The organism is Devosia aquimaris (genome assembly GCF_020169335.1).
GTDB classification, from domain to species: Bacteria; Pseudomonadota; Alphaproteobacteria; order Rhizobiales; family Devosiaceae; genus Devosia; species Devosia aquimaris.
The window spans coordinates 2,117,910-2,140,672 of the sequence record NZ_JAIEZN010000001.1 but is presented as its reverse complement, the minus strand read 5'-3'; the positions used below and the strand labels follow the sequence as shown (position 1 = coordinate 2,140,672).

Genomic DNA, 22,763 nt, shown 5'->3' with positions numbered 1-22,763 from the left:
AGCCGCAGCTGCAGGTGCCGTTGAGCAGACGATATGTGCGGCGAGGGGAGCACCTCTTGTGGGCCGGTCAGGGCTCGCTGGAGCCAAGTGTCTGATTCATCGGGATTTCATTCTGCGCCTGCGACAATTGAGCGTGTCATGATGAGGCGCGAAGTTACGCGCTGTTAAGGCAAAGGGCTGATAGTGACGGATGCGGAGTGCCAGGAGGCGCTTTGCGGAAAGTCGAATGGAGCGGCGTGTTCGATTGGGTGGTGACGCCCATCGCGCGCAACGTTCCATCAAAAACTGGAAGCCCTAGGTATGCGTCTTGTTGTCGGAATCCTGGTGATCTTTGGCTGCGTGTTTGGCGGTTACTCCGCAATGGGCGGTCACCTTGAAGTTCTCTGGCAGCCTTGGGAATATGTGATCATCCTGGGGGCGGCGATTGGTGCATTCATCATCGGCAATACCGGCCCGGTCATCAAAGGCACGCTGGGCGTCTTCGGCACGCTGGTAAAGGGCCCCAAGTACAACAAGGCTGCCTATATCGAACTGCTCGCCATGCAGTTCAGCCTCTACAAGCTGGTTCAGTCCAAGGGCATTCTCGCGCTGGAACAGCACATCGAGAATCCGCATGAGTCCACGCTCTTCTCGCGCTTCCCCACCTTTGCCAAGAACCACCACGCGGTGGAATTCGTCTGCGACTACCTGCGCATGGTGACCCTGGGGTCCAACAATGTGCACGAGATGGAAGCGCTGATGGATGAGGAGCTCGAGACGCATCACCAGGAACAGCACCGTCTCGTGGCAGCCGTTCAGGCGCTGGCCGATGGTACGCCTGCCTTGGGCATCGTGGCCGCGGTGCTGGGCGTGATCAAGACGATGGGCGCCATTGCTGAACCCCCCGAAGTTCTCGGTCACATGATCGGCGGCGCGCTCGTGGGTACGTTCTTCGGCGTGTTCATCGCCTATGGCTTCTTTGGTCCGATGGCCCAGTCTCTGGGTAACATCTACCAGGCCGAATCCAAGTATTTCTCGTCTCTCAAGGCTGGTCTTCTGGCCCATATTGGCGGGCAAGTGCCTGTGATGGCCGTCGAATTTGCCCGCAAGGCGCTGTTTGCCGAAGATCGTCCAACCTTCCTTGAAGTGGACGAAGCCACGTCCAACCTCCCAGCTGCCACCTAGAACTCCGGACAGGTATAACCATGGCCGGATACGACCAGCCGATCATTATCAAGAAGGTCAAGAAGGGCGGCCATGGTCACCATGGCGGCGCCTGGAAGATTGCCTACGCCGACTTCGTGACTGCCATGATGGCCTTCTTCCTGCTGATGTGGCTGCTGGCCATGACGACTCCGGAGCAGAAGGAAGGTCTGGCCAACTATTTCGCGCCGCCCAATGTGACCCTCTCGACCAATGGTTCGGGCGGCATGATGGCTGGTACGGCGCTCGATACCAGCGGCGCCAAGATGGCGGGATCGGCGGTCGAGGCCCTGCGCGATGTCGCCATTTCGCCCGAGAATACAAGCAATGGTCAGCCGGAAGCGCAGAGTGGCGGCCGGACAGGCGATATCGGCGAGACGCAGGCGGCGATCGGCGCGTCCAATGCCGACTTGCAGTCCAAGGAAGATGACGCCTTCCACAGCGCCGCGGCCAGCATCCGCCAGGCCTGGCAGTCGCTCCCCGACATTACCGAAATGCAGGAGAGCCTGATCCTGGACGTGACCGATGAAGGGCTCGACATCCAGATCGTGGATCAGCAGGGGCGGCCGATGTTCCCCGAGGGCTCCAAGTATCCCACCGAGGATGCGCGCCAAGCTCTTGCAGCGCTAGCGCCGATCCTGCAGCGGCTGGGCGATCAGGTCACCATTTCGGGCCATACTGCAGCCGGAGGCACCTATAGCAATCCGCGGTACGGCCCGTGGGAACTCTCGAGCGATCGGGCCAATGTGGTGCGGTCCCTGTTGGGTGAATTCGGCTTGGCCGATGACCGGATCAAGTCTGTGAGTGGTCGAGCCAGTTCGGACCCGTTCTTCCCCAATGACCCCTACCAGGCGGCCAACGAGCGTATCAAGATCACTGTGGTCAAGGAGCCGCCGCCGGTGCCGGCCAATCTGGGGTTTTGAGCCTATTCCTCAGGCTCGGTGGTGAACAGCAGGGGGAAGCCCATGCTGCGCGCCAGATCGGTGGCGCGCCCGGCTTTTTCCTCGGCGACCTCGCGGGTGAACACTGCCACAACGCAGGAACCCTTGGTGTGAGCCGTCAGCATGATGCCCATGGCCTGGGATTCCGGAACGCGGAACTCGGCCTTGAGCACGCGGACGACAAATTCGCGCGGCGTGAAATCGTCATTGACCAGGATGACCTTGTGTAGCGGCGGGCGCGCCGTCTTGAGAGCTGTCTTGCTGCGGGTCTTGGTGCCAGTGTCTGCCATGGGCGTTCCCTGTCGATAGGCTGACGCCGCCCGCAGAGTCGCGCGGGCGCCAATGGAAGCCAGTTTAGCGTCTTGGGCGGTTGGGAGCCAGTATGTCGGCCGCCATGGCGCCAGCAGCGGCTATAGTTTGAGCTTGAAGCCCTCGTGGCTCTTGGCAAAGCCCAGGCGCTCGTAGAACCGGTGGGCGTCGAGGCGAACCTTGTTGGACGTCAGCTGCACCACGCCGCAGCCCTTCGAGCGGCACTGTTCGACCGCCCAGGTGACCATCTGCGTGCCCAGGCCTGTGCCGCGCTGGTCGCTCCGGATGTGGACATTCTCCAACATGCCGCGCTTCATGCCGAAGTTGGGCATGCCGGGAACAACCGTAATCTGGAGCGTGCCGACGACTTCCCCATCGAGTTCGGCAACCACCAGCTGCTGCCTGGGGTCGGCAGCGATTTCCTCAAAGGCGGCTCGATAGCGCGGGTCATCCAGGCTGGCCGGGTCGAGCGGCGGCGTATCCTTGCCGCGCGCGTCGCCAGCATGGCTGAGGCGCAGGATGGTGGCGATGTCGGCTGGGGTCGCGTCGCGCAAACGAAGGCTGGGCATGGGGATAGTCCGGCAGGTGAGGTGCGGCAGGTCAGCCGCGGCGCGGGCTGAGCAGTCGCGCCAGGGCCAGAACAACTATAGCCATGACCGCCGGCCCCAGCGCAAGCCAGGAGCCAGAGGCCCAGACGGCGCCGGTGGCCGCCCACATGATGGAGGCAAAGGCTTCGCTGAGCGTAGCGGCGCGCGAAGCTACCTGGCGGCGGCGGAACATGGCGCGGCGCGCCACGGTGCGGAACCAGAGCTGGATAGTGGTGGCCGAACCTGCCGAGAGGGTGACGCAGATGGCGGTGACCATGGCCATGAATGGCGACGCGATGGCCAGCGCCAGCAGGAGGGGGGCCAGGATGACGGCGATGACTGCCAGTACGGCTTCGATCTTGGCCAGCAACACCGTCCGCGGAGCCAGCGGCGCCGTGGCCACCAGGTCATGCGCATCTTCCCCCGAGATCGCCAGCCAGGCCAGGCCGCCCGCCAGTTGGCCGGCGGCCATGACCAGCACGGGCACGACCACCACGAAGGCGCCGGCGCTGTTGCCGAAGTTGAGCCAGAGCAGGAGTGCGGGCGGGAGCAGATAGAGGATCTGCATCAGGGTTTGCGAGAGCAACCAGGGGTCACGCTGCAGCAGCCGCCATTCCTTGAGGCGCAGTGCCTGGCGTTGCGACATGCGCCGGAAACCGCGGCGGGAGGGTCGGCGCTGACTGCGGACATGGCTGAGGCCGGCTGCTGAAATGGCATGGGCGCCGTAGCTCGAGGCAGAGAGAACAATCGCCAATGTCAGGGCACCCAATCCCAGGACCAGCATCAGCACCAGCGCGGGGACCTCACCCATCAGCGCTTTCGCCGGCAGCCAGACAGGGCTATCCGGGGGCGGTGCGGCAGCAATCACGTCGGGCGATTGCAGCAGGGCGAAGCGGGAGAAGCTGCCGTAGTAGATGATGGCTGCGGCCTGAATGCCAATGACGAAGCCGGCGCCGACAATGGCCGCGACGATCTGGGCGATCAGGCGGGTTCGCTTGGGGCCGACAAATCGGAACAGGGCCAGTGTGACTGCCAGGGCGATTGCCGTGGACAGTGCGCCCATGGCCAGGACCACGCCATAGCCGGCCAGCCAATGCGGGCCATCGAGAAAGGCAAGCATGTTGAGCAGGGGACTGGCGAGAAGGGCGGCGAGCAAGACGGTGGACAGGCCCACGGCGGCCGTACGCACGGCAAACACTTGCCTGGAGGAGGCCGGTGAGGAGAGGATCAAGTCAAGGTCAGACCGGGCGTAGTAGACGCGGGTGATCGATTCCAGCGCCTGAGAGAGCATTACCGTCCAGAACAGCAGGCCACTGCCCGTCAGCAGCACCAGCGTTGCCCTGTCGGGCACGATGCCCTGGCGCACCCAGGGCGCCAATAGGCCATAGGCCAGCAGATGGATCAGGCTCGCCGCAACCACAAGGAACACGGCAATCGCGACACGCCGTGTAACGCGGCCGCCGGACATCATGGCCATCCATTCGCGCCAGGCCAGGCGCAGCTCGTGGCGGGCGAACCAGCCAAGGCCGATGCCGGGTTGTAGTGGGGTAGGCCCGGTCATGCAGCAGGGGCGTGCTGGGCGACCAGATCGAGGAAGATGTCTTCCAGGCTCGACTGGCGGCCGAGGCGAAGGCGCAGTTCGTCCAGTGTGCCCTCGGCGATCAGGCGGCCATGGGCGATCACGCCAATACGTTCGGCCATGCGCTCGGCGACCTCGAGGATATGGGTGGTCATGATGACAGTCACGCCCTCGCGCACCTTGCCGAGCAGCACGTCCTTGACCTGGCGCGCCGAGCCAGCGTCGAGCCCGGTGAGGGGCTCGTCCAGGATGATCAGCCGGGGATCATGCACCAAGGCACCGGCAAGGGCGACCTTCTGCAGCATGCCCTTGGAGAAGCCACCACACAGCTCGTTGGCGTGGGGCGCCAAACCCAGCCAGTCCAGCAGTTCGGCCGCGCGCGTCGCCGCAATGGCCGCATCGACCTGCCAGAGGCCGGCGACGAATTCGAGATACTCTAGCGGTGTCAGCCGGTCGTAGACCATGGGCTCGTCCGAGACCCAGGCCACAAGGCGCTTTGCGGCGACCGGGTCGCTGCGGGTGTTGATACCGAGAATGGCGATGTCGCCGGCGTCGGGCTGCAACAAGCCGGCAACCATGCGCAGGATGGTGGTCTTGCCGGCGCCATTGGGGCCGAGCAGTGCATAGAACTCGCCGGCGTGGACCGTGAGGTCGAGGCCATCGACCACCAGCCGGTCAAAGCTCTTGGACAGACCGGAAATGGCGAGGGCAGGGGCAGGCATGGTCGGCTCCGACACGGGGGCCAGGCGAGTCTAGGCGCCGTGCCTTTCGACCCGGTGAAGCGACAGGCTTAACAATGTCTTGGTGTCAGGCGAGGCGATCAACGATCTGGCGGGCGGGTTCGAGTGCGTTTACCGCCGTGCGCCCAGACAGACTGCCGCCGAAGCTGACGGCCAGATCAGGATCACGCGTAGCGTCTCGCGTCGCGGCTGTCTCCAGTGGCGTTGCCGTGGGATCGATGAAGCGCTTGGCCTTGGAGACGTCATCGCAATTGCGGCAGACGTAGCCATTGACGTTGATCGGGCGGGGATAGTCCGAGCTGATGGCCATGATTTGTCTCGCGGCGGCTTTGTCCTGACATTCGCGCCGGCGCCAAAACAGTTACAGCCGCCTGCCGAATTGGCCGGCGGCCGTATCATCATGGTTAATGAATGGTTTAGGCGACGGTCAGCTTGACGTCGACATTGCCGCGCGTGGCGTTGGAATAGGGGCAGACCTTGTGGGCCTTTTCCACCAGAGCAACAGCATCGTCGTGCTCGAAGCCGGGGAGGGTGACCTTGAGTTCGACGGCGATGTTGAAGCCGACACCACCTTCGTTGGCGTTCTCACCGAACGATACGCTGGCGTCGATGGTGGTTTCGTCGGGAACCTTGATCTTGTCGCCACGGGCCACAGCCTTGATCGCGCCCAGGAAGCAGGCGGAATAGCCAGCGGCAAAGAGCTGCTCGGGATTGGTGCCTGGACCATCGTTGCCGCCCATGGCCTTGGGGGTATCCAGGGTGACGGCCAGACGACCATCATCGGTCTTGCTGGTGCCAGTGCGGCCACCGGTGGTGTGGGCGTGAGCGGTGTAAACTGCCGATTTGATCATGGTGCATTTTCCTTGGACTGGCGTTGCGGTGATCGTTAGATAGCGCGCAATTCAATTGCGTGCAAGTGAAAAATATGGCATATGATGGTCGTGGTTGGCAGAGGACGGTGAAGACAATGACGGCACAGGAAGACTCGCTGAAACTGGATTCCATGTTGTGCTTCGCCGTCTATGCGGCGGGGCATGCGTTTACGCGGTTCTATAAGCCGCGGCTGGATGCGCTGGGGCTGACTTATCCGCAGTACCTAGTGTTCCTGGTGCTGTGGGAAGCCGATGGGCTCACCGTCAAATCCCTGGGAGAGAGGCTATTTCTTGATTCGGGCACGATTACGCCGTTGATCAAGCGGCTTGAGGGCCGGGGGCTGGTGCGGCGCGAACGCGACAGCGAGGACGAGCGGCAGGTGCTTGTGTTCCTGACTCCCCAGGGCAGGGCATTGCGCGAAAAGGCGCTGGCCGTGCCGCTGGCTGTGCGCACAGCCCTGGCCGGAGAGCGTGAGGCCGTCGACACACTGCGGCTGGGTCTGCAGAAGCTGCGGGCGAGCCTGGACGAGCAGTCAGGGCGTTAGCGCAGACCGACAGGGTCTACCATGCCGGAGGTGCAGCCACCCTCGACCGGCGATGCGTTCAAGATGAGGCTGGTGAAGTCATCGGGGCCGGTGATTGCACCGGTCAGGCCAATGGTCAGTTCGGTGATGATCTGACGATTGCCATCCGGCTCGCAGGCCATGGCGACGCGCAGGCCCGCCCCCGCGCCAAAGCTGCTGTCAAACGCGGCGCGGACCTGGGTCAGGGTGATCTTGCGTCCGATATTGTTAGCAAAAAGGTCCACCACTGCTGACGTATTGACGGCCAGCAGCATGTCCAGGGAACTCTTGAAATAGAGGTTCGCATTGGTGCCGAAACAGGTTCCGTGTTTCGTCCATTCGTGCCGCTCCAGGTTCGACATGGTGCCGGGCATGACCTGGGAAAGTTCCCCCGCGATCGCTGGGTTGAGGGCCAAGGGGGGCAAGGCGCGCCAATTTCCCGTTTCGCTGTCGCGGCGTTCGCTTTCGGAGACATTGCAGTAGGCGTTGGCCCGCGGCTGCGGCCACAGACCATGCAGGGTGAAGTGCGTGGCCTCGAAACTGTCCGGACGCTGGCCGCGGCATTCGGGCTTGTTGGGGCTGGTCTCGCAGAAGGCGGGCTGCCAGTTGATGGCCAGGACATACTGAGTGCCGCGAAAGGTGGACGGCGCGGGTTTTGGCGCGGGGTCTGGCAGGCGCGCCTCGGAATCGGTTGAGCGCTGGCCGCACTCAACATCCACCCAACGCCGGTCCGGCTCGGCGCCGGGAATGACGATCCAGAAATGGCTGGGCCGGTCAGTGTTGCCCGCCAGCAGGTCATAGGCCTTGCCGGGGCTGGTCATGACATTGCCGGGGTTGGTCTCGCGACGGATCGACTGCAGCGCCGGGCAAGCCCGCTCGGCAATGAAATAGCCGTTAAGGGGAACCTCGGCCTGGGCGGGAAGGGCTGTCAGGGCCAGGACAAAGGCGAGCAGCAGGCGGCGCATGACATTTCCCCCTCAGTAACAATGAGGGAGCCATAGTGGCCCCCTCATCGCAAGACCAGTGTTTGTTGCGGCTAGAGCGTAATGCGATAGAGGCCGAAGCCGTCCGCATTGTTATCGCCCGTGGCTTCAATCTTGACGGCGGTGACATCAGCCACATGGTCAGCGGCCTTGGGGCCGGTGGCAAACAGCACAGTGGTGTCGCCGATCGGCGCGAGTGACCAGTTGCTGTCGGCCTTGGGGTTGATGGTGCCCTGTTCGACAATGTAGCGCACGATGAGGTCGCGATTGGTATCGGGGCCCTTGAAGACGATGACGCTGGAGTTGATGCCAGGGAAATTGCCGCCGCCACCAGCGCGGTAGTTGTTGGTGGCAACAACGAACTTGGCGGCGGGATCGACGGGCTTGCCATCATACATCAGGTCGACGATGCGGCTGGCATCGGGGTTGATCTCTTCCTTGCCATCCGACGAGTAGCGCGAGGGCTGGGTGAGATCGATCTTGTAGGTGACCCCGTCGATGACGTCGAAATTGTAGGACGGGAAGTCGGGATTGATCAGCTCGGCGTCGACGGCGCCCTTCTCCACCTGGTTGAAGATGCCAGCAGAGCGCTCCAGCCAGTTCTTGACGTCAGCGCCGGTGATGACCACGGCCTGGATCGTGTTGGGGTAAAGGTAGAGGTCGGCGACATTCTTGATGGCGACCGGACCGACGGGAACGTCGGTGTAGTAATCCGGACCGCCACGACCACCGGCCTTGAAGGGGGCAGCAGCCGAGAGGATCGGCAGGGCCTCAAACTCGGTGCCCTTCATCATCTGGGTGATGTACCAGGTCTGCGCCTGGCTGACGATCTGGACAGACGGGTCGTCGGCCACGAGGGCAAAATAGGAATAGAGCGGGGCGGCCGTTTCGCCGACGGGACGACGGATGTAGTCGAGGGTTTCCTTGTGCTCGGCCTCGGCAGCAGCCACGACGCCGGCCTGGTCCTCGACCAGCGGGTTCACCTGGCGTTCGACGCGTTCGAAGATCGGGCGGGCTTCGGACGTGTGCGAAACGATGGACCACTTGCCCGCTTCGTCCTGCTCGAGCAGCAGGTCGATCAGGCCCATGTGGCTGCCCCAGAAGCCGGCCATGACGGCCGGCTTGCCATTGAGCGTGCCGGCAGCGACGTCGGCGCCTTCGACACCTTCATAGTCCGGACCGGGGAAAACCAGATGCTGGTGGCCGGTGAGCACGACGTCGATGCCGTCAACGGCAGCCAGTTGCAGCGAGGCGTTTTCGGCACCGGTGGTCTGATCGGCGGCAATGCCGGAGTGCGAGAGGGCGATGATGAGCTCGGCGCCCTCGGCCTTCATCTTGGGCACATAGGCGGTGGCGGTTTCGACGATGTCGCGGGTGTTGACCTTGCCCTCGAGATGGGTGGCGTCCCAGGTCATGATCTGGGGCGGCAGGAAGCCGATGAGACCGATCTTGATGGTCTTCTCCACGCCCTGGCCATCGACCAGCTGCTTTTCGACGATGATATAGGGCTTGATATAGGTGGTGTCGCTCAGAGGCTCGGCAGCGAGCTCACCCTTGACCAGATTGGACGAGACGAAGGGGAACTGGGCGCCTTCAAGCGCCTTGTCGAGATAGTCGAGGCCGTAGTTGAATTCGTGATTGCCCAGGGTTGCGGCTTCGTAGCCAAGCGTGTTCATGGCGGCGATGATGGGATGAACATTGCCGTCCAGGCCCTTTTCATAGGCCATATAGTCGCCCATGGGATTGCCCTGGATGATGTCGCCATTGTCGATCAGCATGGAATTGCCGGCTTCGGCGCGGATGGAGTCGATGATCGACGCAGTGCGAGCCAGGCCCATGGTGTCATTTGGGGCGTCAGCATAGTAGTCGTAGGCGAAGACCGCGACGTGCAGGTCGGTGGTCTCAAGAATGCGCAGATGGGCCTGATTGGCCTGGGCCATGGTGGCAAACGGGTGCATGGCGGCCATGGCACCGATGCTGGCGGAGCCGACCAGGAAGCTGCGACGGGAAATCTTGGGCAGGACGTTCATCAATCATCTCCAGGATGCGTTCAATCATTCAATCAAACGTCGGGGGGCATGCGCTCCCGGACAGCCGAAGCAGGTCGGCCCATGGCACAGCCGGCGGGAGCGACCATCTCATGCCGCCGCGAAATGACGTCCGCATGACAGCGGACGGCCGAAGCTAGGACGGTCTGACCATTTGGTCAATTTTTGCGGGATGGCAATTGATTGGGCGGCCAGAAAAAGGGGCGGTCACGTTTGTCGTCGGGCCGCTGGAAGCAATTCCCATCCCGCAGGGTAGTTGCTAGGTATGGGACAAAGCGGAGTACAGATTCAATGAAGTGGCGCGGTCGCGAACAGAGTTCCAATATTGAAGACCGGCGCTCCCAGGGCGGCGGTTTCCGCGGCGGATTGGGCGGTGGCCCGTTTGGCCAGGGCGGGGGCGGTTTCCGTATTCCCAGCGGTGGCGGGCGCGGTTCTCGCGGTGGCATGGGAACGCTGATCGGCATCGTGGTGGTGCTGGGCATCATCTGGTTCGTGACCGGCGAGAACCCGATCGACATGCTCTCCGGCAATTCAAGCAGCAGCGGTGGTGGCACCACCATGAGTTCGTCGGCCAGCGCGCCGACCAGTGGCGACCAGGCGGAGCTGCGCGATTTTGTGGGCGTGGTGGTCAAGGAGACAGAGGATCTGTGGACGCAGGTATTCGCACAGCAGAACGAGCGCTACCCCGCACCCAAGGTTGTGCTGTTCTCGGGCCAGACCGACACGGCCTGTGGCACGGCAGATTCCGCGACGGGGCCGTTCTACTGCCCGGGCGACCAGAAGGTTTATATCGACCTGAGCTTCTATGATCAGCTGCGCAGCCAGTTCGGTGCGCCGGGCGACTTTGCCCAAGCCTATGTGCTCGCCCATGAAGTGGGTCACCACATCCAGAACATCACCGGTGTTCTGCCTGAATTCAACCGCCGCCGGGCGTCGATGAGCCAGGAGCAGGCCAATGCCTATTCGGTGCGGGTTGAGCTACAGGCTGACTGCTACGCCGGGGTGTGGGCCAATTACGCGGGCCAGGAAGATCTGCTCGACAATGGCGACATCGAGGAAGCGCTCAACGCCGCCAACCAGATCGGCGATGACACGCTGCAGAAAAAGATGCAGGGCTTTGCCGTGCCCAAGACCTTCAATCATGGTACGTCGGCACAGCGCAAGAACTGGTTCGAGCGCGGCTATCAGTCCGGAAACCCGGGCGATTGCGACACCTTTTCGGGCAGCGTCTAGTGCCCGACTCAACGGGATGGGCCTGTGCTGGGAATACCTGACAATGTGATGCCGCACATTCGGCGCTTCGGTTTTTCCGGCGTGCTGGCGGTGTCGATCGTGGTGGTAATGCTGTTCGGGATCAACCCGATCACCCTTTTGACCGGGCAGGTGGCCAAGCCGCCGCCGCATACACCGTTGACGGCCTTGAAGGCCATCGCGGCCGGCGAGGGGCAGCCGAAAGACCTGGTGGAAGCGCTGGAGCGCGAGACCGACGGTTTCTGGGCGCGGGGCTTTCGCAACGGGGCTGCGTATTATCCGCCGTCCAAACTCAAAATGGTCGAGACGCGCAGCGATCTGGGCTGTGGCTTGGCCGGATCAAGCATCGGCACGTTCTATTGCCCGGAAGACAGCACGATCTATGTCGATATGTCGGCCTATGCCGAGCTGGTGGCATCTCGTCCCGAAACGGGTCATCAGGCCGAGGCCTATCTGATCGGGCTGGCCTATAGCCACCATGTGCAGAATGCCCAGGAGCTTTATGCGCCGGGCGCTGCGGACACGACCGGCATGGACGGCACTACGCGCGAGCAGACATTGAGCGCGCAGGCGGCGTGTTACGCCGGAGCGTCCAGCAAATGGGCGGGACTGCCGCGCCTGCTGGATTCACCGGCTATCGTTCAGGCAATTGAGGCGGGGCTTGCGCGCGGCGGTGACCTCACTCGGGCGACGTCGCGCGCCGAAGTACCCGTGCCCCGCGAGTTCGAGCGGCCCAGCCCGGAAGCAACGCGGCGCTGGTTCAATGCCGGCTATGCCATTCCGGCGATTGGCACGTGCCGACTCGACAAGATTACGCTGGAGCCCTGAGCGTCCAGACCTTTGACATCGGGACAGGCGGCTGGGCCACCTGTCCCGATCCGTTTCCGATCAGGCGGCCGGCGCGGCGTGTTCTGGACGCTGCTCGACACCCTTCTGGGCGCGAACCAGGTTCATGAAGCGCGTGAACAGATAGTGGCTGTCGCGCGGGCCGGGGCTGGCCTCGGGGTGATATTGAACCGAGAAAATCGGCTTGCCATCAACGCTGAGGCCGGCATTGGACTGATCAAACAGCGAGATATGGGTCTCGGTGACGCCGGTGGGCAGGGTTGCCTTGTCAACGGCAAAGCCATGGTTCATCGAGGTGATCTCGACCTTGCCGGTAGTCAGGTCCTTGACCGGATGGTTGGCGCCGTGGTGGCCCTGATGCATCTTGGACGTCTTGGCGCCCAGAGCCAAGCCGAGCAGCTGGTGACCCAGGCAGATGCCGAACAGCGGCTTGCCGGTTTCGATCAGCTTCTGAATGGTGGGAACGGCATATTTGCCGGTCGCCGCCGGGTCGCCGGGGCCATTGGAGAGGAAAATGCCATCGGGATTGTGCGCGAGCACGTCGGCGGCGGTGGCGGTGGCTGGAACGACGGTGACCTTGGCGCCCTGATCGGCCAGGCAACGCAGGATATTGCGCTTGGCGCCGAAATCGATGGCCACGATGTGGAACGGCTGGTCGGTGGCGGTGCCGTAGCCCTGGTTCCACTTCCAGCCCGTCTGGTCCCAATGATAGGTCTGGGCGGTGGTGACTTCCTTGGCGAGATCAAGCCCTTCAAGGCCGGGGAAGGCCTTGAGTTCGGCCATGATCGAAGCTTCGTCGAAATGGCCATCCTCAGCATGGGCGATGACGCCATTGGGCATGCCGTTCTCGCGGATCTGCGCCGTCAGGGCGCGGGTGTCGACGCCGGTAATGCCGATGATGTTGCGCTTCTTGAGCCAGGCATCGAACTTTTCGAGGGCGCGATAGTTGGACGGATTGGTGATATCGGCCTTCAGCACGACGCCGCGCACGCCCGAGAGCGCAGCCATGTTGACGGTTTCGATGTCTTCGTCATTGGCGCCGACATTGCCGACATGGGGGAAGGTGAAGGTGACGATCTGGCCGGCATAGGACGGATCGGTCAGCACTTCCTGATAGCCCGTCATGGCGGTGTTGAAGCACACTTCGCCGGCGGCATGGCCGATGGCGCCGATGCCGCGGCCTTCCAGGCGCGTACCGTCTGCCAGGATCAGAAGTGCGGTCGCGGGGGATTGCTGCCAGCCGGTCACGGTGGGCCTCCAGAAGTTGGTTTCAGATGGTCGCGCAGGTCGAGCGAAAAGGCCTGCACCTTTTCGGACTGCGCTCCGACAATGTCGATTGAGGCCTCGTCATAGAAGCCTGCGCCCGGCTGCGCAAGTGGCGCGACCGGATGATTGTGCCTATATGGGGCGACAAAATCGCATAGCCAGAGGAATACAGCCCATGCGCGAACAGTTCAGCGAGGGTCTCAAGACAGCCCTGAAGGCCCGGGATCAGCGGCGGACCGCGACCCTGCGCGCCATCACCTCGGCGATCAAGGACAAGGATATTGCCATCCGCCAGGAGAATCGCGGGCCGGCCACCAATGAGGAAATCCTGGCCATCGTCCAAAAGATGGTCAAACAGCGCGAAGAAAGCTTTGCCATCTATGCCCAGGCCGGCCGCGCGGACCTTGCGACCGTGGAAAAGGAAGAGATCGACATTCTCAACGAATTCCTGCCCAAGGGGCTGACCGAGGCCGAGGTGGACGCTGCCATCCAGGCGGCCATTGCCAGCACGGGCGCCGAGGGCCCCAAGGACATGGGCAAGGTCATTGCCCAGCTCAAGGCCGACTATCCGGGCCGGATCGATTTCGGCAAGGCCAGCGCGCGCGTGCGGGCTGCACTGGCAGGTTAGCGGGTCAGCGCCGGGTGGATCAGGCGATCTGCCGCGGCGGGGCCGAGAACACCTGGTTGCGGCCAGCGTGCTTGGCCTTGTAGAGCGCTGAGTCGGCACGGCTGAGGGTAGAGGAAAAGCTCTCGGCCGTACCGCTGGTGGCGACGCCGACACTGACAGTGGCGGCAATATGCTCGCCCAGCAGACGCGCGGGATGGGCCTCGAACTGGCTGCGGACTTCGTCGGCGATGGCCCGTGCGGCCTCGATGGGCGTCTCGGGCAGGACGGCGCAGAATTCTTCGCCACCGAGACGGGCCACGGTATCGCCCGGGCGCACCTGGCGGGCGAGGATGCCACCGAAGTGGGCGATGACGGCGTCGCCGGCGGCATGGCCGCAGCGATCATTGATCTGCTTGAACAGGTCGATGTCGAACATCAGGACAGCCGTGCCCAGGGGCAGGTGGTCCAGGCCAAATCGGTCGAAGATGGCGCGGCGGTTGAGCAGGCCGCTCAGGGAATCGGTGTGGGCCTCGCGGCGGTGGCGGCGGGTGGCGCGCGACTGGCTGAGGGTGAGCGAGATGGCCCCAAGACCGCTCAGGCCGGCAATGGCCATGATGGAGTTGAACTGTTCGGCCCAGTTGCTGGGGGCGGCATAGAGGACCATCTGGCCAGAGGCGGCGAGTACGCCGGCGCAGGCAATGAAGGAGATGCCGGTCAGGGCAAAGAGCACTGCGCCGGTGACCATCAGAACCGGGGATTCGTCGCGTCCTGCCAGGAAATGATAGCCCGAGAGCAGCATGAAGAGCGCGCAGGCCAGGTTGAGCATGATGGTGCCCAGCCCCGACAATCCCAGCAAATAGGGGATAGCCACCGCCCCGACCGCGAGCAGCCAGATTGCGACCATCATGCGTGGCCGGGGACGCGCGCCACGGAACTGGGCAGAACCGCGCACGATCAGGGTCATGCCGGTCAACAGGGCCGAGTAGGCCAAGGTCATCAGTCCATTGTCATAGGTGCCGTTGCGCATCGACATGGCGCCCAGGGCCACCACGACAAAACCCATGCCAATGGCCCAGCTGACCAGGTAGCTATCCTGTCGGGCGTTGAACCAGGCGATGATCAACGTGCCCATCAGGGCGGCGCTGGACGTCGCGATGGCGAGCATCAGGGTCGGATTGTCGATTGCCGTCATGCGCCAGGTTCCCCGATTTGGCCAGCCGGTGCCGGGGGCGACTGAACGCAGTGGATCAGGCCGCCGGATTTGGTGCCCCAGCACTTGCCCGAAGATGATGACCAAATGGTTCTTTTGACGCGATTTTTTCGCTCGACTATGTCGCGGGTTTGGGCAGCGGGCGGGGTGTGCGCAGCTCGAGAACATGGGACGTGACCGCGACGCCGACGGCCAGGACCAAAGCGACGCAGCCGATCAGCGGCAGGGCGCGGTAGCCGAGGCCCTGTTCAAGCACGCTGGCGCCCATCATGGCGCCGATGGCGATGCCGATGTTGAATCCGGTGGGAATCAGCGACGAGGCGAGGTTGGGGGCGTCGCCCGCCCAGGCCAGGACGCGGGACTGCACGGGTGAGCCAAAGGCGAAGTTGACGCCGCCCCAGACAAAGACCGTGACGGCCATGACGACGGGATAGGGGCTGAGCAGATAGACCAGCCCGAAGGCGACGGCCTGGGCGCTGAGAATGGCGATAAGCGAGGGCATCAGGCGCCAATCCGCCAGCCGGCCACCGATGAAGACGCCTATGGTCGATCCGACGCCGTAGAGCAGGAGCACCCAGGGGACGATATTGACATTGAGCCCGGTGACCTCGCGCAGCAGCGGGGCGATATAGGTGAAGAGGCTATATTGCCCGATCATGACCAGAACCACGATCAAAAGCGAGGTGACGATCTGCTGGCGGCCCAGGGCCTTGAATTCGCGGACAAAGCTGCCGCTGGTCGAGGCCGCGCCCGCGGTGCCGGGGAGGAAGAGGGCAATGGCGACGGTGGCCACAAGCCCCAGTGCGCCCACGGCCCAGAACGTCGCGCGCCAGCCCAGGGCATTGCCGGTGGCGGTGCCGCCGGGCACGCCCAGGATGTTGGAGACAGTCAGGCCAGACAGAATGAGCGCGACAGCGAAACCGCGACGCTCGGCCGGCACCAGGCTCACCGCCACTACGGCGGCAATGCCGAAATAGGTGCCATGCACGACCGAAACCAGGACGCGGGCAGCCAGCAGGAACTGGAAATCGGGGGCAATGGCGCAGAGCAGCTGGCCCAGCGTGTAGATGGTTGCCAGCACCAGAATCACGGTCTTGCGCTGGTATTTCTTGGTCGCGACGGCCAGCAGGGGGCCGCCAATGGCGATGCCGGCGGCATAGGCGGTGACCAGATAGCCTGCCACGGGCACCGTGACCCCAAGGCCGGCGGCCACCTCGGGCAGGATGCCGGCGATGACGAATTCCGCCGTGCCAAATGCAAAGGCGGCAAGAAACAGGGCGAATAGGGGTAGGGTCATGTCTGTTTCGCCTGTCGCGAGCTTCGTGTGAAGTGGCTCTCAAACCATGGCTGCACCACAACCGCAATCAACAAAAATTCGCCGGGCTGAAGAAAAGCTAAAGGCATAGAGGCTTGGCATTTTTTCTGTCTGGGCTAGTGTGGGGATGTGTGGCGCGGGGTCGCCAAAGGAGGACTGCACATGACTGTATCGGCTGAGACCAAACGGCGCTTTGCGCTGGCGACGGCACTGCGCGGCGCTTTCATGCTGCTGGCAGGACTTTATGCGGTGATCTGGCCAGATCAGGCATTGCTGGTGATGGTGCTGGCAGGCGGCATTCTGCTGGCGGTGGACGGTGCACTGGGGCTTTGGAGCCTGACCTTTGGCGGTGGCAAGAGCGGCAATTACTGGTTCGACGTGGTGAGCAATGCGCTGTCGCTGCTGCTGGGCATCTTGTTCCTGTTGCAGCCGCTGATCGCCACCATCCTGACGGTGACCGTGCTGGCGACCCTGGTGGGTATTGCAGCGCTTGTGGTGGGGGTGATGCAGATCGTGGTGATCACCCGTGAGCGCGAGCACTATGCGCGTATCTGGCCAGTGGTCTTGTCAGGCCTGTCCTATGTCCTTCTGGGGCTGGTCTTCCTGTTCTTCCCGCTGCTCAGTGCCTCTGTCGGGGTGATCGTCGGCGGCCTGCTGATGATCATCTTTGCATTCAGCCTGTTCGGTTGGGCGTGGCGCCTCTACCAGCGCAGCAAGACAGTCTGAACGACAGGACGCGGGACCATCATGAGCGAGACCTCTGCGCCTGGTCGCTGGAGCGCTGCGCGCGCCAACGCCTGGTATGACAAGCTGCCCTGGCTGGTGGGTGCGAACTTCGTACCTTCGACGGCATCGAACCAGCTCGAGATGTGGCAGCCCGAAACCTTCCGGCCCGACGTCATTGCGCGGGAGCTGGACTGGGCGGCCAGCGTGGGCATGAACACCATGCGGGTGTTCTTGCACGACTTGTTGTGGGCTGCCGATCCCGTCGGCTTCCGGCAGCGGATCGAGCACTATCTGGACATCGCTGCCGGCCGGGGCATCAGCACCATGCTGGTGTTGTTTGACTCGGTGTGGAACCCGGATGTGGCGCTGGGCACGCAGCCAGAACCGCGTCCGGGCGTGCACAACTCACAATGGGTGCAGGGGCCCGGTCGCGCGCTGGCCGATCCGAGCCAGCATGCCCGCTTGTGCGACTATGTGCAGGGCGTGGTTGGGGCCTTTGCCCATGATGAGCGCGTGCTGGTCTGGGACATCTGGAACGAGCCGAGCAATCTCAACGGCGGCCGGTTCAAGGAACTGGACAACAAGGTCGAGCTTGTCTCGGCGCTGCTGCCACAGGCCTTTGCCTGGGCGCGGGCAGCCGAGCCGAGCCAGCCGCTGACAGCCGGGGTTTGGGCCGGCGCCACGCTCTATGACGATCCGCACGCCCGCATCCAGATCGAGAATTCGGACATCATCAGCTTCCACGACTACCAGACCCCAGAGCGCTTCTCGGCCAAGATTGCGGACTTGCCGCGGGACCGGCCGCTGTTCCTGACCGAATATATGGCCCGCACACCGGGCAGCACGTTCGAGGGCATACTACCGATCGCCAAGCGCGAGCGTATCGCCAGCTATTGCTGGGGCTTGGTCGCGGGGCGGTCGCAAACGCTTTACCCCTGGGACAGCTGGAGCAAGCCCTATGTCGAGGCGATGCCTGACCCCTGGTTCCACGATGTGTTCCACGGCGACGGACGCCCCTACCGCGAAGGCGAGGTAGCGCTGCTGCGCGAGATCACAGGGCGCGGCAAGACCGGCTGATCAGCGGTAGGTCACAGCAACGCCGGCGACCTGATCGTCATGCCGCATGATGTCGGCGCCGGCGGGAATGGTGATGTCGAGGCTGGCTGCGCCCGTCCAGCGGGCAGTGACATCAACCGCGGTACCGATGATGAGAAAGCTCGCGGCATCGTCGGGCAGCGCATCGCCCACCGGAAGCAGGGCGGCCTGGGTATTGGGCGCCGGGGTCTCGCCGCAGGCACGGGTGAAGACGAGCAAGTCGAAGTTGCTGCCGGGGCTGGTGAGGCGGGCATGCTCGTCGACACGGCAGGCCGGAACCATGGAGCCCAGCACCCAGAGAGCGCCGCCGACCAGAATGGCGGGGATGGTGGTGAGCAGGACCAGGCTGCGAAAGCGGAAGGCATTGCTCTGGACCATGTCGGGCGTCCTTGGCTGTGGATAAGATGATGGGTCGTGACTCGGACCCCGCGAATGCTTACTTAACATCCCATGCGCTTTTCCGATCAATTTCTGGACGAGATCCGTCAGCGCCTGCCCATAACGCAGGTGGTGGGCGAGCATGTGCTGTGGGATAAGCGCAAGAGCCAGCCGGGCAAGGGCGACATGTGGGCCTGCTGCCCGTTTCACGGCGAAAAGAGCCCGAGTTTTCATGCCGATGACCGGCGCGGCATCTATCACTGTTTCGGGTGCGGGGTCTCTGGTGACCACTTCCGTTTCCTCACCGAAAAGGCCGGGATGAGCTTTCCCGAGGCGGTCGAAAAGCTGGCTGGCATGGCTGGGGTGCCGATGCCGGCGCGGGACGCCGTGCAGGAAAAGCGCGAGGCCGAGCGCAAGTCCCTCACCGATGTGATGGAACTGGCGACGCGCTATTTCGAGGCGGCGCTGAGCCACAATATCGGGGCGCGGGCGCGGGGTTACCTTCTGGAGCGCGGTGTGTCGGCCCAGAGCCAGACGCGGTTCCGCATCGGCTTTGCGCCCGATAGCCGCAATGGGCTCAAGGAACACCTGGCAGCCAATGGCGTGTCTGCGCAGGACATGATCGACACGGGCCTGGTGGCCACGCGCGAGAATGATCCGCTGCCCTATGACCGTTTCCGCAACCGGGTGATGTTCCCGATCACCGACTTCCGCGGCCGGGTCATCGCCTTTGGCGGGCGGGCGCTGTCGGCAGATGTGCCGGCGAAATACCTCAACTCGCCCGAGACCGAGCTCTTCCACAAGCGGCAGACGCTCTACAACGGGCAAGGCGCGCGGCAGGCGGCACGCGACGGCAGCACAGTGGTGGTGGTGGAGGGTTATCTCGATGTGATCGCGGCTGTGGCCGCGGGCTTTGAGGGCACGGTCGCGCCGCTGGGCACGGCGCTGACCGAAGAGCATCTGCAACTGCTGTGGCGGATGAGCCCGGACCCGATCCTGTGCTTTGACGGCGACAAGGCCGGGCTCAAGGCTGCGCAGCGCTCGGCCGATCTGATCATGCCGCATCTCAAACCCGGCTTTACGGTGCGCATTGCCACATTGCCCGAAGGGCAGGATCCCGATGACCTGATCAAAGCGCAGGGCAAGGCAGCGTTTGCCGACGTGCTCGATCGGGCGCGGAGCCTGTCGGACGTGATCTGGAGCATGGAGACCGGTGGCCTGGTGCCAGAGACGCCCGAGGCGCGGGCCGCGCTGCAGGCGCGGCTGCGGGAGCGCGCCAACTCCATACAGGACTCCTCGGTGCGCTTTCACTATGCGCAGGCGTTCGATGAGAAACTGCGCGCCTTTCTGGCGCCGATGCGCCAGACGCGTTTCGAGCCGCGCAGCGGGCAACAGCGCTATGGCCAGAGTGGCGCCTATGGCTATCCCCGCGGCGGCACGCCCAAGCTTGTGGTGTCGGACACATTGCGCAATTCGCGGTTGCTCAAGCCCGGCACGGTGGCCGACGCTACGCCGCGCGAGGCCGCCATCATCCTGAGCCTGGTCAATCATCCGGCGCTGGTGGAAGACAAATTCGAACTCTTGGCGGCGCTAGATTTTGAAACGCCAGCGGCCCAGAAGGTGATGGGCGAAATCCTCAGCCTTGCAGTGCGCCACCATGACATCAGCGCCGATGACATGAAGGCTGCATTGGGTGTGCGCGGGCATGGCGCGGCGCTTGACCGAATGGCTGACCTGCTCAGCCGTCAGGGGGTCTGGCAGATCGCTTCCGAGATCGCGCTTGCGGACGCTGAGACAGGATTGAGTCATGCCTTGGCCTTGCATAACAAAAAAGTTCAGCTAAATAGGGAACTCAAGGCAGCCGAAGCGGCGCTGGGCGAAGACCCGAGCGAAGAAACCTTTGAAAGGCTGCGAGACATCAAGAACCAGATTACCACTGTCGATGGCACAGAGGCATTGATCGAAGGATTTGGTTCGTTATCGGGGCGCGCGACACGCAGTTTTTAGGGAACTCCCTGAAAGCCAGCGAGTACGCGCGATTTTGCATATGATCGCGTGCAAGACATCCCGAGGCGAGCCTGGTCCCTCATGCGACGTTAACGCTTGAGTGACCAAACCTTTACCTTGCTTTGAGGTGTCACCACTTAAAGCCTTACCCGGACCCGATCGCACACGGGTTCCGACGGAGTACCAGATGGCCACCAAGGCAGCACCCAAGACCACCAAGGAAACCGAGAAGCCGGAAGCCGGCGCCCCCGAGGCGACGAACGACAGCCCGTTGCTCGATCTTTCCGATGCCGCCGTCAAAAAGCTCATCAAGGTCGCCAAGAAGCGCGGCTACGTCACCTATGAAGAGCTCAACGCGGTTATGCCGTCCGAAGAGGTGAGCTCGGAACAGATCGAAGACTTCATGTCCATGTTCTCGGACATGGGCATCAACGTGGTTGATGAGGACGAGGTCGAAGAGACCGAAGTCGAAAAGGAAGAAGAAGACCAGGGCCAGGAGGTCGCCACCTCCACCGGCACTGCGGTCTCCACCACGTCCAACGCGAAATCCGGCTCGGACCGCACCGACGATCCGGTGCGCATGTATCTGCGCGAAATGGGTTCGGTTGAGCTGCTCAGCCGCGAGGGCGAAATCGCCATCGCCAAGCGGATCGAAGCCGGCCGCGAAACCATGATCGAGGGCCTGTGCGAGAGCCCGCTGACCTTCCAGGCCATCATCATCTGGCGCGACCAGCTCGCTGAAGGCGAAATCCTGCTGCGCGACATCATTGATCTGGAAGCCACCTATGCCGGCCCGGACGCCAAGCAGGCGGCACCGACTCCGGATATGTCGAGCCTGAATGCAGTGCCCAAGGCGGAAGCCGCCAAGCCGGCGCAGGCCCCGGCGCCGCGCCGTGCTGCCGCCTCGTCGGACAGCGATGACGACTACGTGCCCGATGAGCCGCAGGCACCGCAGGACCCGGCGCCCGACGATGACGACGACGAGTTCGAGAACGCGCTGTCGCTGTCGGCGATGGAAGCCGAACTCAAGCCGCAGGTCGTGGAGACTTTCGACCGCATCGCCAATGCCTATGGCAAGATGCGCGAAATCCAGGATCGCCATGCCCAGGATCTGAGCGCTGATATCAGCGAAGCCGACCGCAAGACCATTGAGGGTTTCCGCGCCGAAGTGATCGCCGACGTCAAGTCGCTGTCGCTCAACAACGGCCGTATCGAGAACCTGGTCGAGCAGCTCTATGACATTAACAAGCGCCTGGTTAAGCTGGAAGGCCGCCTGCTGCGCCTGGCAGAGAGCTATGGCGTCAAGCGCGAGAAGTTCCTCGAGAGCTACTATGGCCAGGAAGTGAACCCGGCCTGGGAAGCGGGCCTGGCCAGTTTCGAGGGCAAGGGCTGGAGCGAATTCGCCAAGCGCGAAGCCGACACCATCCGCGAAATCCGCAGCGATGTGGCAACGCTCGCCACTGAAGCAGGCCTCAACATCGGCGAGTATCGCCGCATCGTGCACAAGGTGCAGAAGGGCGAACGCGAAGCCGCCATCGCCAAGAAGGAAATGGTGGAAGCCAACCTTCGCCTGGTGATCTCGATCGCCAAGAAATACACCAACCGCGGCCTGCAGTTCCTGGACCTGATCCAGGAAGGCAACATCGGCCTGATGAAGGCCGTGGACAAGTTCGAGTACCGCCGCGGCTACAAGTTCTCGACCTATGCGACCTGGTGGATCCGCCAGGCGATCACCCGCTCGATCGCAGACCAGGCACGCACCATCCGCATTCCGGTGCACATGATCGAGACGATCAACAAGATCGTGCGCACCAGCCGGCAGATGCTGCATGAAATCGGCCGCGAGCCGACGCCCGAAGAGCTCAGCGAAAAGCTGCAGATGCCGCTCGACAAGGTGCGCAAGGTTCTCAAGATCGCCAAGGAACCGATCAGCCTCGAAACGCCAATCGGCGACGAGGAAGATTCTAACCTGGGCGATTTCATCCAGGACGTGAACGCTACCCAGCCGATCGACGCGGCCATCCAGAGCAATCTGCGCGAGACCACCACGCGCGTGCTGGCGTCGTTGACGCCGCGCGAAGAGCGCGTGCTGCGCATGCGCTTCGGCATCGGCATGAACACCGACCATACGCTCGAAGAAGTCGGTCAGCAGTTCTCGGTGACGCGCGAGCGTATCCGCCAGATCGAGGCCAAGGCGCTGCGCAAGCTCAAGCACCCCAGCCGCAGCCGGAAGCTGCGGAGCTTCCTGGACAACTAGA

Annotated in this window: 22 protein-coding genes; 10 read left to right on the top strand and 12 right to left on the bottom strand. The window is 63.3% G+C overall.

What is annotated here, in order from left to right; genetic code table 11:
* Positions 1-300 precede the first annotated feature (300 nt).
* Together motA and K1177_RS10285 are read left to right on the top strand one after the other, a co-directional pair.
* Positions 301-1,164: a flagellar motor stator protein MotA gene (gene motA, locus K1177_RS10290; RefSeq protein WP_224703213.1), complete on the top strand. Its 864-nt coding sequence runs from the start codon at positions 301-303 to the stop codon at positions 1,162-1,164.
* Positions 1,165-1,184: 20 nt separating this feature from the next.
* Complete coding sequence (locus K1177_RS10285) at positions 1,185-2,105, top strand: flagellar motor protein MotB (RefSeq protein WP_224703212.1); 921 nt, start codon at positions 1,185-1,187, stop codon at positions 2,103-2,105.
* A gap of 2 nt (positions 2,106-2,107) precedes the next feature.
* On the opposite strand, the gene clpS is transcribed toward K1177_RS10285, so the two are convergent.
* From clpS to K1177_RS10255, 6 genes are all read right to left on the bottom strand, one after another.
* On the bottom strand, positions 2,108-2,413 hold the full coding sequence (clpS, locus tag K1177_RS10280) for an ATP-dependent Clp protease adapter ClpS (protein ID WP_224703211.1): 306 nt from the start codon (positions 2,411-2,413) through the stop codon (positions 2,108-2,110).
* A 120-nt stretch (positions 2,414-2,533) separates the two neighbouring features.
* Complete coding sequence (locus K1177_RS10275) at positions 2,534-3,001, bottom strand: GNAT family N-acetyltransferase (RefSeq protein ID WP_224703210.1); 468 nt, start codon at positions 2,999-3,001, stop codon at positions 2,534-2,536.
* Positions 3,002-3,032: 31 nt separating this feature from the next.
* Entirely contained in the window at positions 3,033-4,580 is a 1,548-nt protein-coding gene (locus K1177_RS10270) for a permease (protein WP_224703209.1), read from the bottom strand.
* Positions 4,577-5,320 carry an ABC transporter ATP-binding protein gene (locus K1177_RS10265; RefSeq protein ID WP_224703208.1) on the bottom strand — a complete coding sequence of 248 codons (744 nt, stop codon included), beginning with the start codon at positions 5,318-5,320 and terminating at the stop codon, positions 4,577-4,579. The genes K1177_RS10270 and K1177_RS10265 overlap by 4 nt, the downstream gene beginning before the upstream one ends.
* Before the next feature lie 85 nt (positions 5,321-5,405).
* Complete coding sequence (locus tag K1177_RS10260; RefSeq protein ID WP_224703207.1) at positions 5,406-5,648, bottom strand: hypothetical protein; 243 nt, start codon at positions 5,646-5,648, stop codon at positions 5,406-5,408.
* A 106-nt stretch (positions 5,649-5,754) separates the two neighbouring features.
* On the bottom strand, positions 5,755-6,189 hold the full coding sequence (locus tag K1177_RS10255) for an organic hydroperoxide resistance protein (protein WP_224703206.1): 435 nt from the start codon (positions 6,187-6,189) through the stop codon (positions 5,755-5,757).
* Positions 6,190-6,305: 116 nt separating this feature from the next.
* On the opposite strand from K1177_RS10255, the gene K1177_RS10250 reads away from it, so the two are divergent.
* On the top strand, positions 6,306-6,755 hold the full coding sequence (locus tag K1177_RS10250; protein WP_224703205.1) for a MarR family winged helix-turn-helix transcriptional regulator: 450 nt from the start codon (positions 6,306-6,308) through the stop codon (positions 6,753-6,755).
* Here K1177_RS10250 and K1177_RS10245 read toward each other — a convergent pair.
* On the bottom strand, positions 6,752-7,738 hold the full coding sequence (locus tag K1177_RS10245; protein WP_224703204.1) for a ribonuclease T2 family protein: 987 nt from the start codon (positions 7,736-7,738) through the stop codon (positions 6,752-6,754). The genes K1177_RS10250 and K1177_RS10245 overlap by 4 nt on opposite strands.
* A gap of 71 nt (positions 7,739-7,809) precedes the next feature.
* Positions 7,810-9,786 (bottom strand): bifunctional 2',3'-cyclic-nucleotide 2'-phosphodiesterase/3'-nucleotidase, encoded by a 1,977-nt coding sequence (locus K1177_RS10240; RefSeq protein ID WP_224703203.1) that lies wholly within the window; start codon positions 9,784-9,786, stop codon positions 7,810-7,812.
* A gap of 309 nt (positions 9,787-10,095) precedes the next feature.
* On the opposite strand from K1177_RS10240, the gene ypfJ reads away from it, so the two are divergent.
* Positions 10,096-11,037 carry a KPN_02809 family neutral zinc metallopeptidase gene (ypfJ, locus tag K1177_RS10235; protein ID WP_224703202.1) on the top strand — a complete coding sequence of 314 codons (942 nt, stop codon included), beginning with the start codon at positions 10,096-10,098 and terminating at the stop codon, positions 11,035-11,037.
* 48 nt (positions 11,038-11,085) lie between these two features.
* A complete protein-coding gene (locus tag K1177_RS10230) occupies positions 11,086-11,883 on the top strand; it encodes a neutral zinc metallopeptidase (RefSeq protein WP_224703201.1) in 798 nt (265 codons plus the stop codon).
* Positions 11,884-11,943: 60 nt separating this feature from the next.
* Here K1177_RS10230 and carA read toward each other — a convergent pair whose 3' ends face one another.
* Positions 11,944-13,149, bottom strand: a complete 1,206-nt coding sequence (gene carA / locus K1177_RS10225; protein WP_224703200.1) for a glutamine-hydrolyzing carbamoyl-phosphate synthase small subunit — start codon at positions 13,147-13,149, stop codon at positions 11,944-11,946.
* A gap of 193 nt (positions 13,150-13,342) precedes the next feature.
* Between carA and K1177_RS10220 the strand changes: the two genes are divergently transcribed.
* The gene (locus tag K1177_RS10220) at positions 13,343-13,795 is read left to right on the top strand and encodes a GatB/YqeY domain-containing protein (protein ID WP_224703199.1); all 453 of its coding nucleotides are present in this window, start codon (positions 13,343-13,345) and stop codon (positions 13,793-13,795) included.
* A gap of 19 nt (positions 13,796-13,814) precedes the next feature.
* Here the strand turns inward: K1177_RS10220 and K1177_RS10215 are convergent, their stop codons facing one another.
* A complete protein-coding gene (locus K1177_RS10215) occupies positions 13,815-14,966 on the bottom strand; it encodes a GGDEF domain-containing protein (RefSeq protein WP_224703198.1) in 1,152 nt (383 codons plus the stop codon).
* Positions 14,967-15,102: 136 nt separating this feature from the next.
* Positions 15,103-16,281: an MFS transporter gene (locus tag K1177_RS10210; protein ID WP_224703197.1), complete on the bottom strand. Its 1,179-nt coding sequence runs from the start codon at positions 16,279-16,281 to the stop codon at positions 15,103-15,105.
* Positions 16,282-16,461: 180 nt separating this feature from the next.
* Between K1177_RS10210 and K1177_RS10205 the strand changes: the two genes are divergently transcribed.
* Together K1177_RS10205 and K1177_RS10200 are read left to right on the top strand one after the other, a co-directional pair.
* Complete coding sequence (locus K1177_RS10205) at positions 16,462-17,025, top strand: HdeD family acid-resistance protein (RefSeq protein WP_224703196.1); 564 nt, start codon at positions 16,462-16,464, stop codon at positions 17,023-17,025.
* Between the two features lie 21 nt (positions 17,026-17,046).
* Entirely contained in the window at positions 17,047-18,102 is a 1,056-nt protein-coding gene (locus tag K1177_RS10200) for a cellulase family glycosylhydrolase (RefSeq protein WP_224703195.1), read from the top strand.
* Here K1177_RS10200 and K1177_RS10195 read toward each other — a convergent pair whose 3' ends face one another.
* Positions 18,103-18,498, bottom strand: a complete 396-nt coding sequence (locus tag K1177_RS10195; protein ID WP_224703194.1) for a hypothetical protein — start codon at positions 18,496-18,498, stop codon at positions 18,103-18,105. It lies immediately after the preceding gene.
* 72 nt (positions 18,499-18,570) lie between these two features.
* On the opposite strand from K1177_RS10195, the gene dnaG reads away from it, so the two are divergent.
* Both dnaG and rpoD read left to right on the top strand, forming a co-directional pair.
* Positions 18,571-20,505 carry a DNA primase gene (gene dnaG / locus K1177_RS10190; protein WP_224703193.1) on the top strand — a complete coding sequence of 645 codons (1,935 nt, stop codon included), beginning with the start codon at positions 18,571-18,573 and terminating at the stop codon, positions 20,503-20,505.
* 187 nt (positions 20,506-20,692) lie between these two features.
* A complete protein-coding gene (gene rpoD, locus K1177_RS10185; RefSeq protein WP_224703192.1) occupies positions 20,693-22,762 on the top strand; it encodes an RNA polymerase sigma factor RpoD in 2,070 nt (689 codons plus the stop codon).
* Position 22,763: the final 1 nt, after the last annotated feature.

Bases quoted from the DNA above. Each gene is read 5' to 3' on its own strand.
- rpoD (WP_224703192.1), top strand. From the start codon at position 20,693: ATGGCCACCAAGGCAGCACCCAAGACCACCAAGGAAACCGAGAAGCCG.
- K1177_RS10260 (WP_224703207.1), bottom strand. From the start codon at position 5,648: ATGGCCATCAGCTCGGACTATCCCCGCCCGATCAACGTCAATGGCTAC.
- K1177_RS10285 (WP_224703212.1), top strand. From the start codon at position 1,185: ATGGCCGGATACGACCAGCCGATCATTATCAAGAAGGTCAAGAAGGGC.
- K1177_RS10230 (WP_224703201.1), top strand. From the start codon at position 11,086: ATGCCGCACATTCGGCGCTTCGGTTTTTCCGGCGTGCTGGCGGTGTCG.
- K1177_RS10205 (WP_224703196.1), top strand. From the start codon at position 16,462: ATGACTGTATCGGCTGAGACCAAACGGCGCTTTGCGCTGGCGACGGCA.
- K1177_RS10195 (WP_224703194.1), bottom strand. From the start codon at position 18,498: ATGGTCCAGAGCAATGCCTTCCGCTTTCGCAGCCTGGTCCTGCTCACC.
- K1177_RS10200 (WP_224703195.1), top strand. From the start codon at position 17,047: ATGAGCGAGACCTCTGCGCCTGGTCGCTGGAGCGCTGCGCGCGCCAAC.
- K1177_RS10215 (WP_224703198.1), bottom strand. From the start codon at position 14,966: ATGACGGCAATCGACAATCCGACCCTGATGCTCGCCATCGCGACGTCC.
- K1177_RS10275 (WP_224703210.1), bottom strand. From the start codon at position 3,001: ATGCCCAGCCTTCGTTTGCGCGACGCGACCCCAGCCGACATCGCCACC.
- K1177_RS10245 (WP_224703204.1), bottom strand. From the start codon at position 7,738: ATGCGCCGCCTGCTGCTCGCCTTTGTCCTGGCCCTGACAGCCCTTCCC.
- K1177_RS10270 (WP_224703209.1), bottom strand. From the start codon at position 4,580: ATGACCGGGCCTACCCCACTACAACCCGGCATCGGCCTTGGCTGGTTC.
- motA (WP_224703213.1), top strand. From the start codon at position 301: ATGCGTCTTGTTGTCGGAATCCTGGTGATCTTTGGCTGCGTGTTTGGC.
- K1177_RS10265 (WP_224703208.1), bottom strand. From the start codon at position 5,320: ATGCCTGCCCCTGCCCTCGCCATTTCCGGTCTGTCCAAGAGCTTTGAC.
- K1177_RS10210 (WP_224703197.1), bottom strand. From the start codon at position 16,281: ATGACCCTACCCCTATTCGCCCTGTTTCTTGCCGCCTTTGCATTTGGC.
- ypfJ (WP_224703202.1), top strand. From the start codon at position 10,096: ATGAAGTGGCGCGGTCGCGAACAGAGTTCCAATATTGAAGACCGGCGC.
- K1177_RS10220 (WP_224703199.1), top strand. From the start codon at position 13,343: ATGCGCGAACAGTTCAGCGAGGGTCTCAAGACAGCCCTGAAGGCCCGG.
- dnaG (WP_224703193.1), top strand. From the start codon at position 18,571: ATGCGCTTTTCCGATCAATTTCTGGACGAGATCCGTCAGCGCCTGCCC.
- clpS (WP_224703211.1), bottom strand. From the start codon at position 2,413: ATGGCAGACACTGGCACCAAGACCCGCAGCAAGACAGCTCTCAAGACG.
- K1177_RS10255 (WP_224703206.1), bottom strand. From the start codon at position 6,189: ATGATCAAATCGGCAGTTTACACCGCTCACGCCCACACCACCGGTGGC.
- K1177_RS10250 (WP_224703205.1), top strand. From the start codon at position 6,306: ATGACGGCACAGGAAGACTCGCTGAAACTGGATTCCATGTTGTGCTTC.
- K1177_RS10240 (WP_224703203.1), bottom strand. From the start codon at position 9,786: ATGAACGTCCTGCCCAAGATTTCCCGTCGCAGCTTCCTGGTCGGCTCC.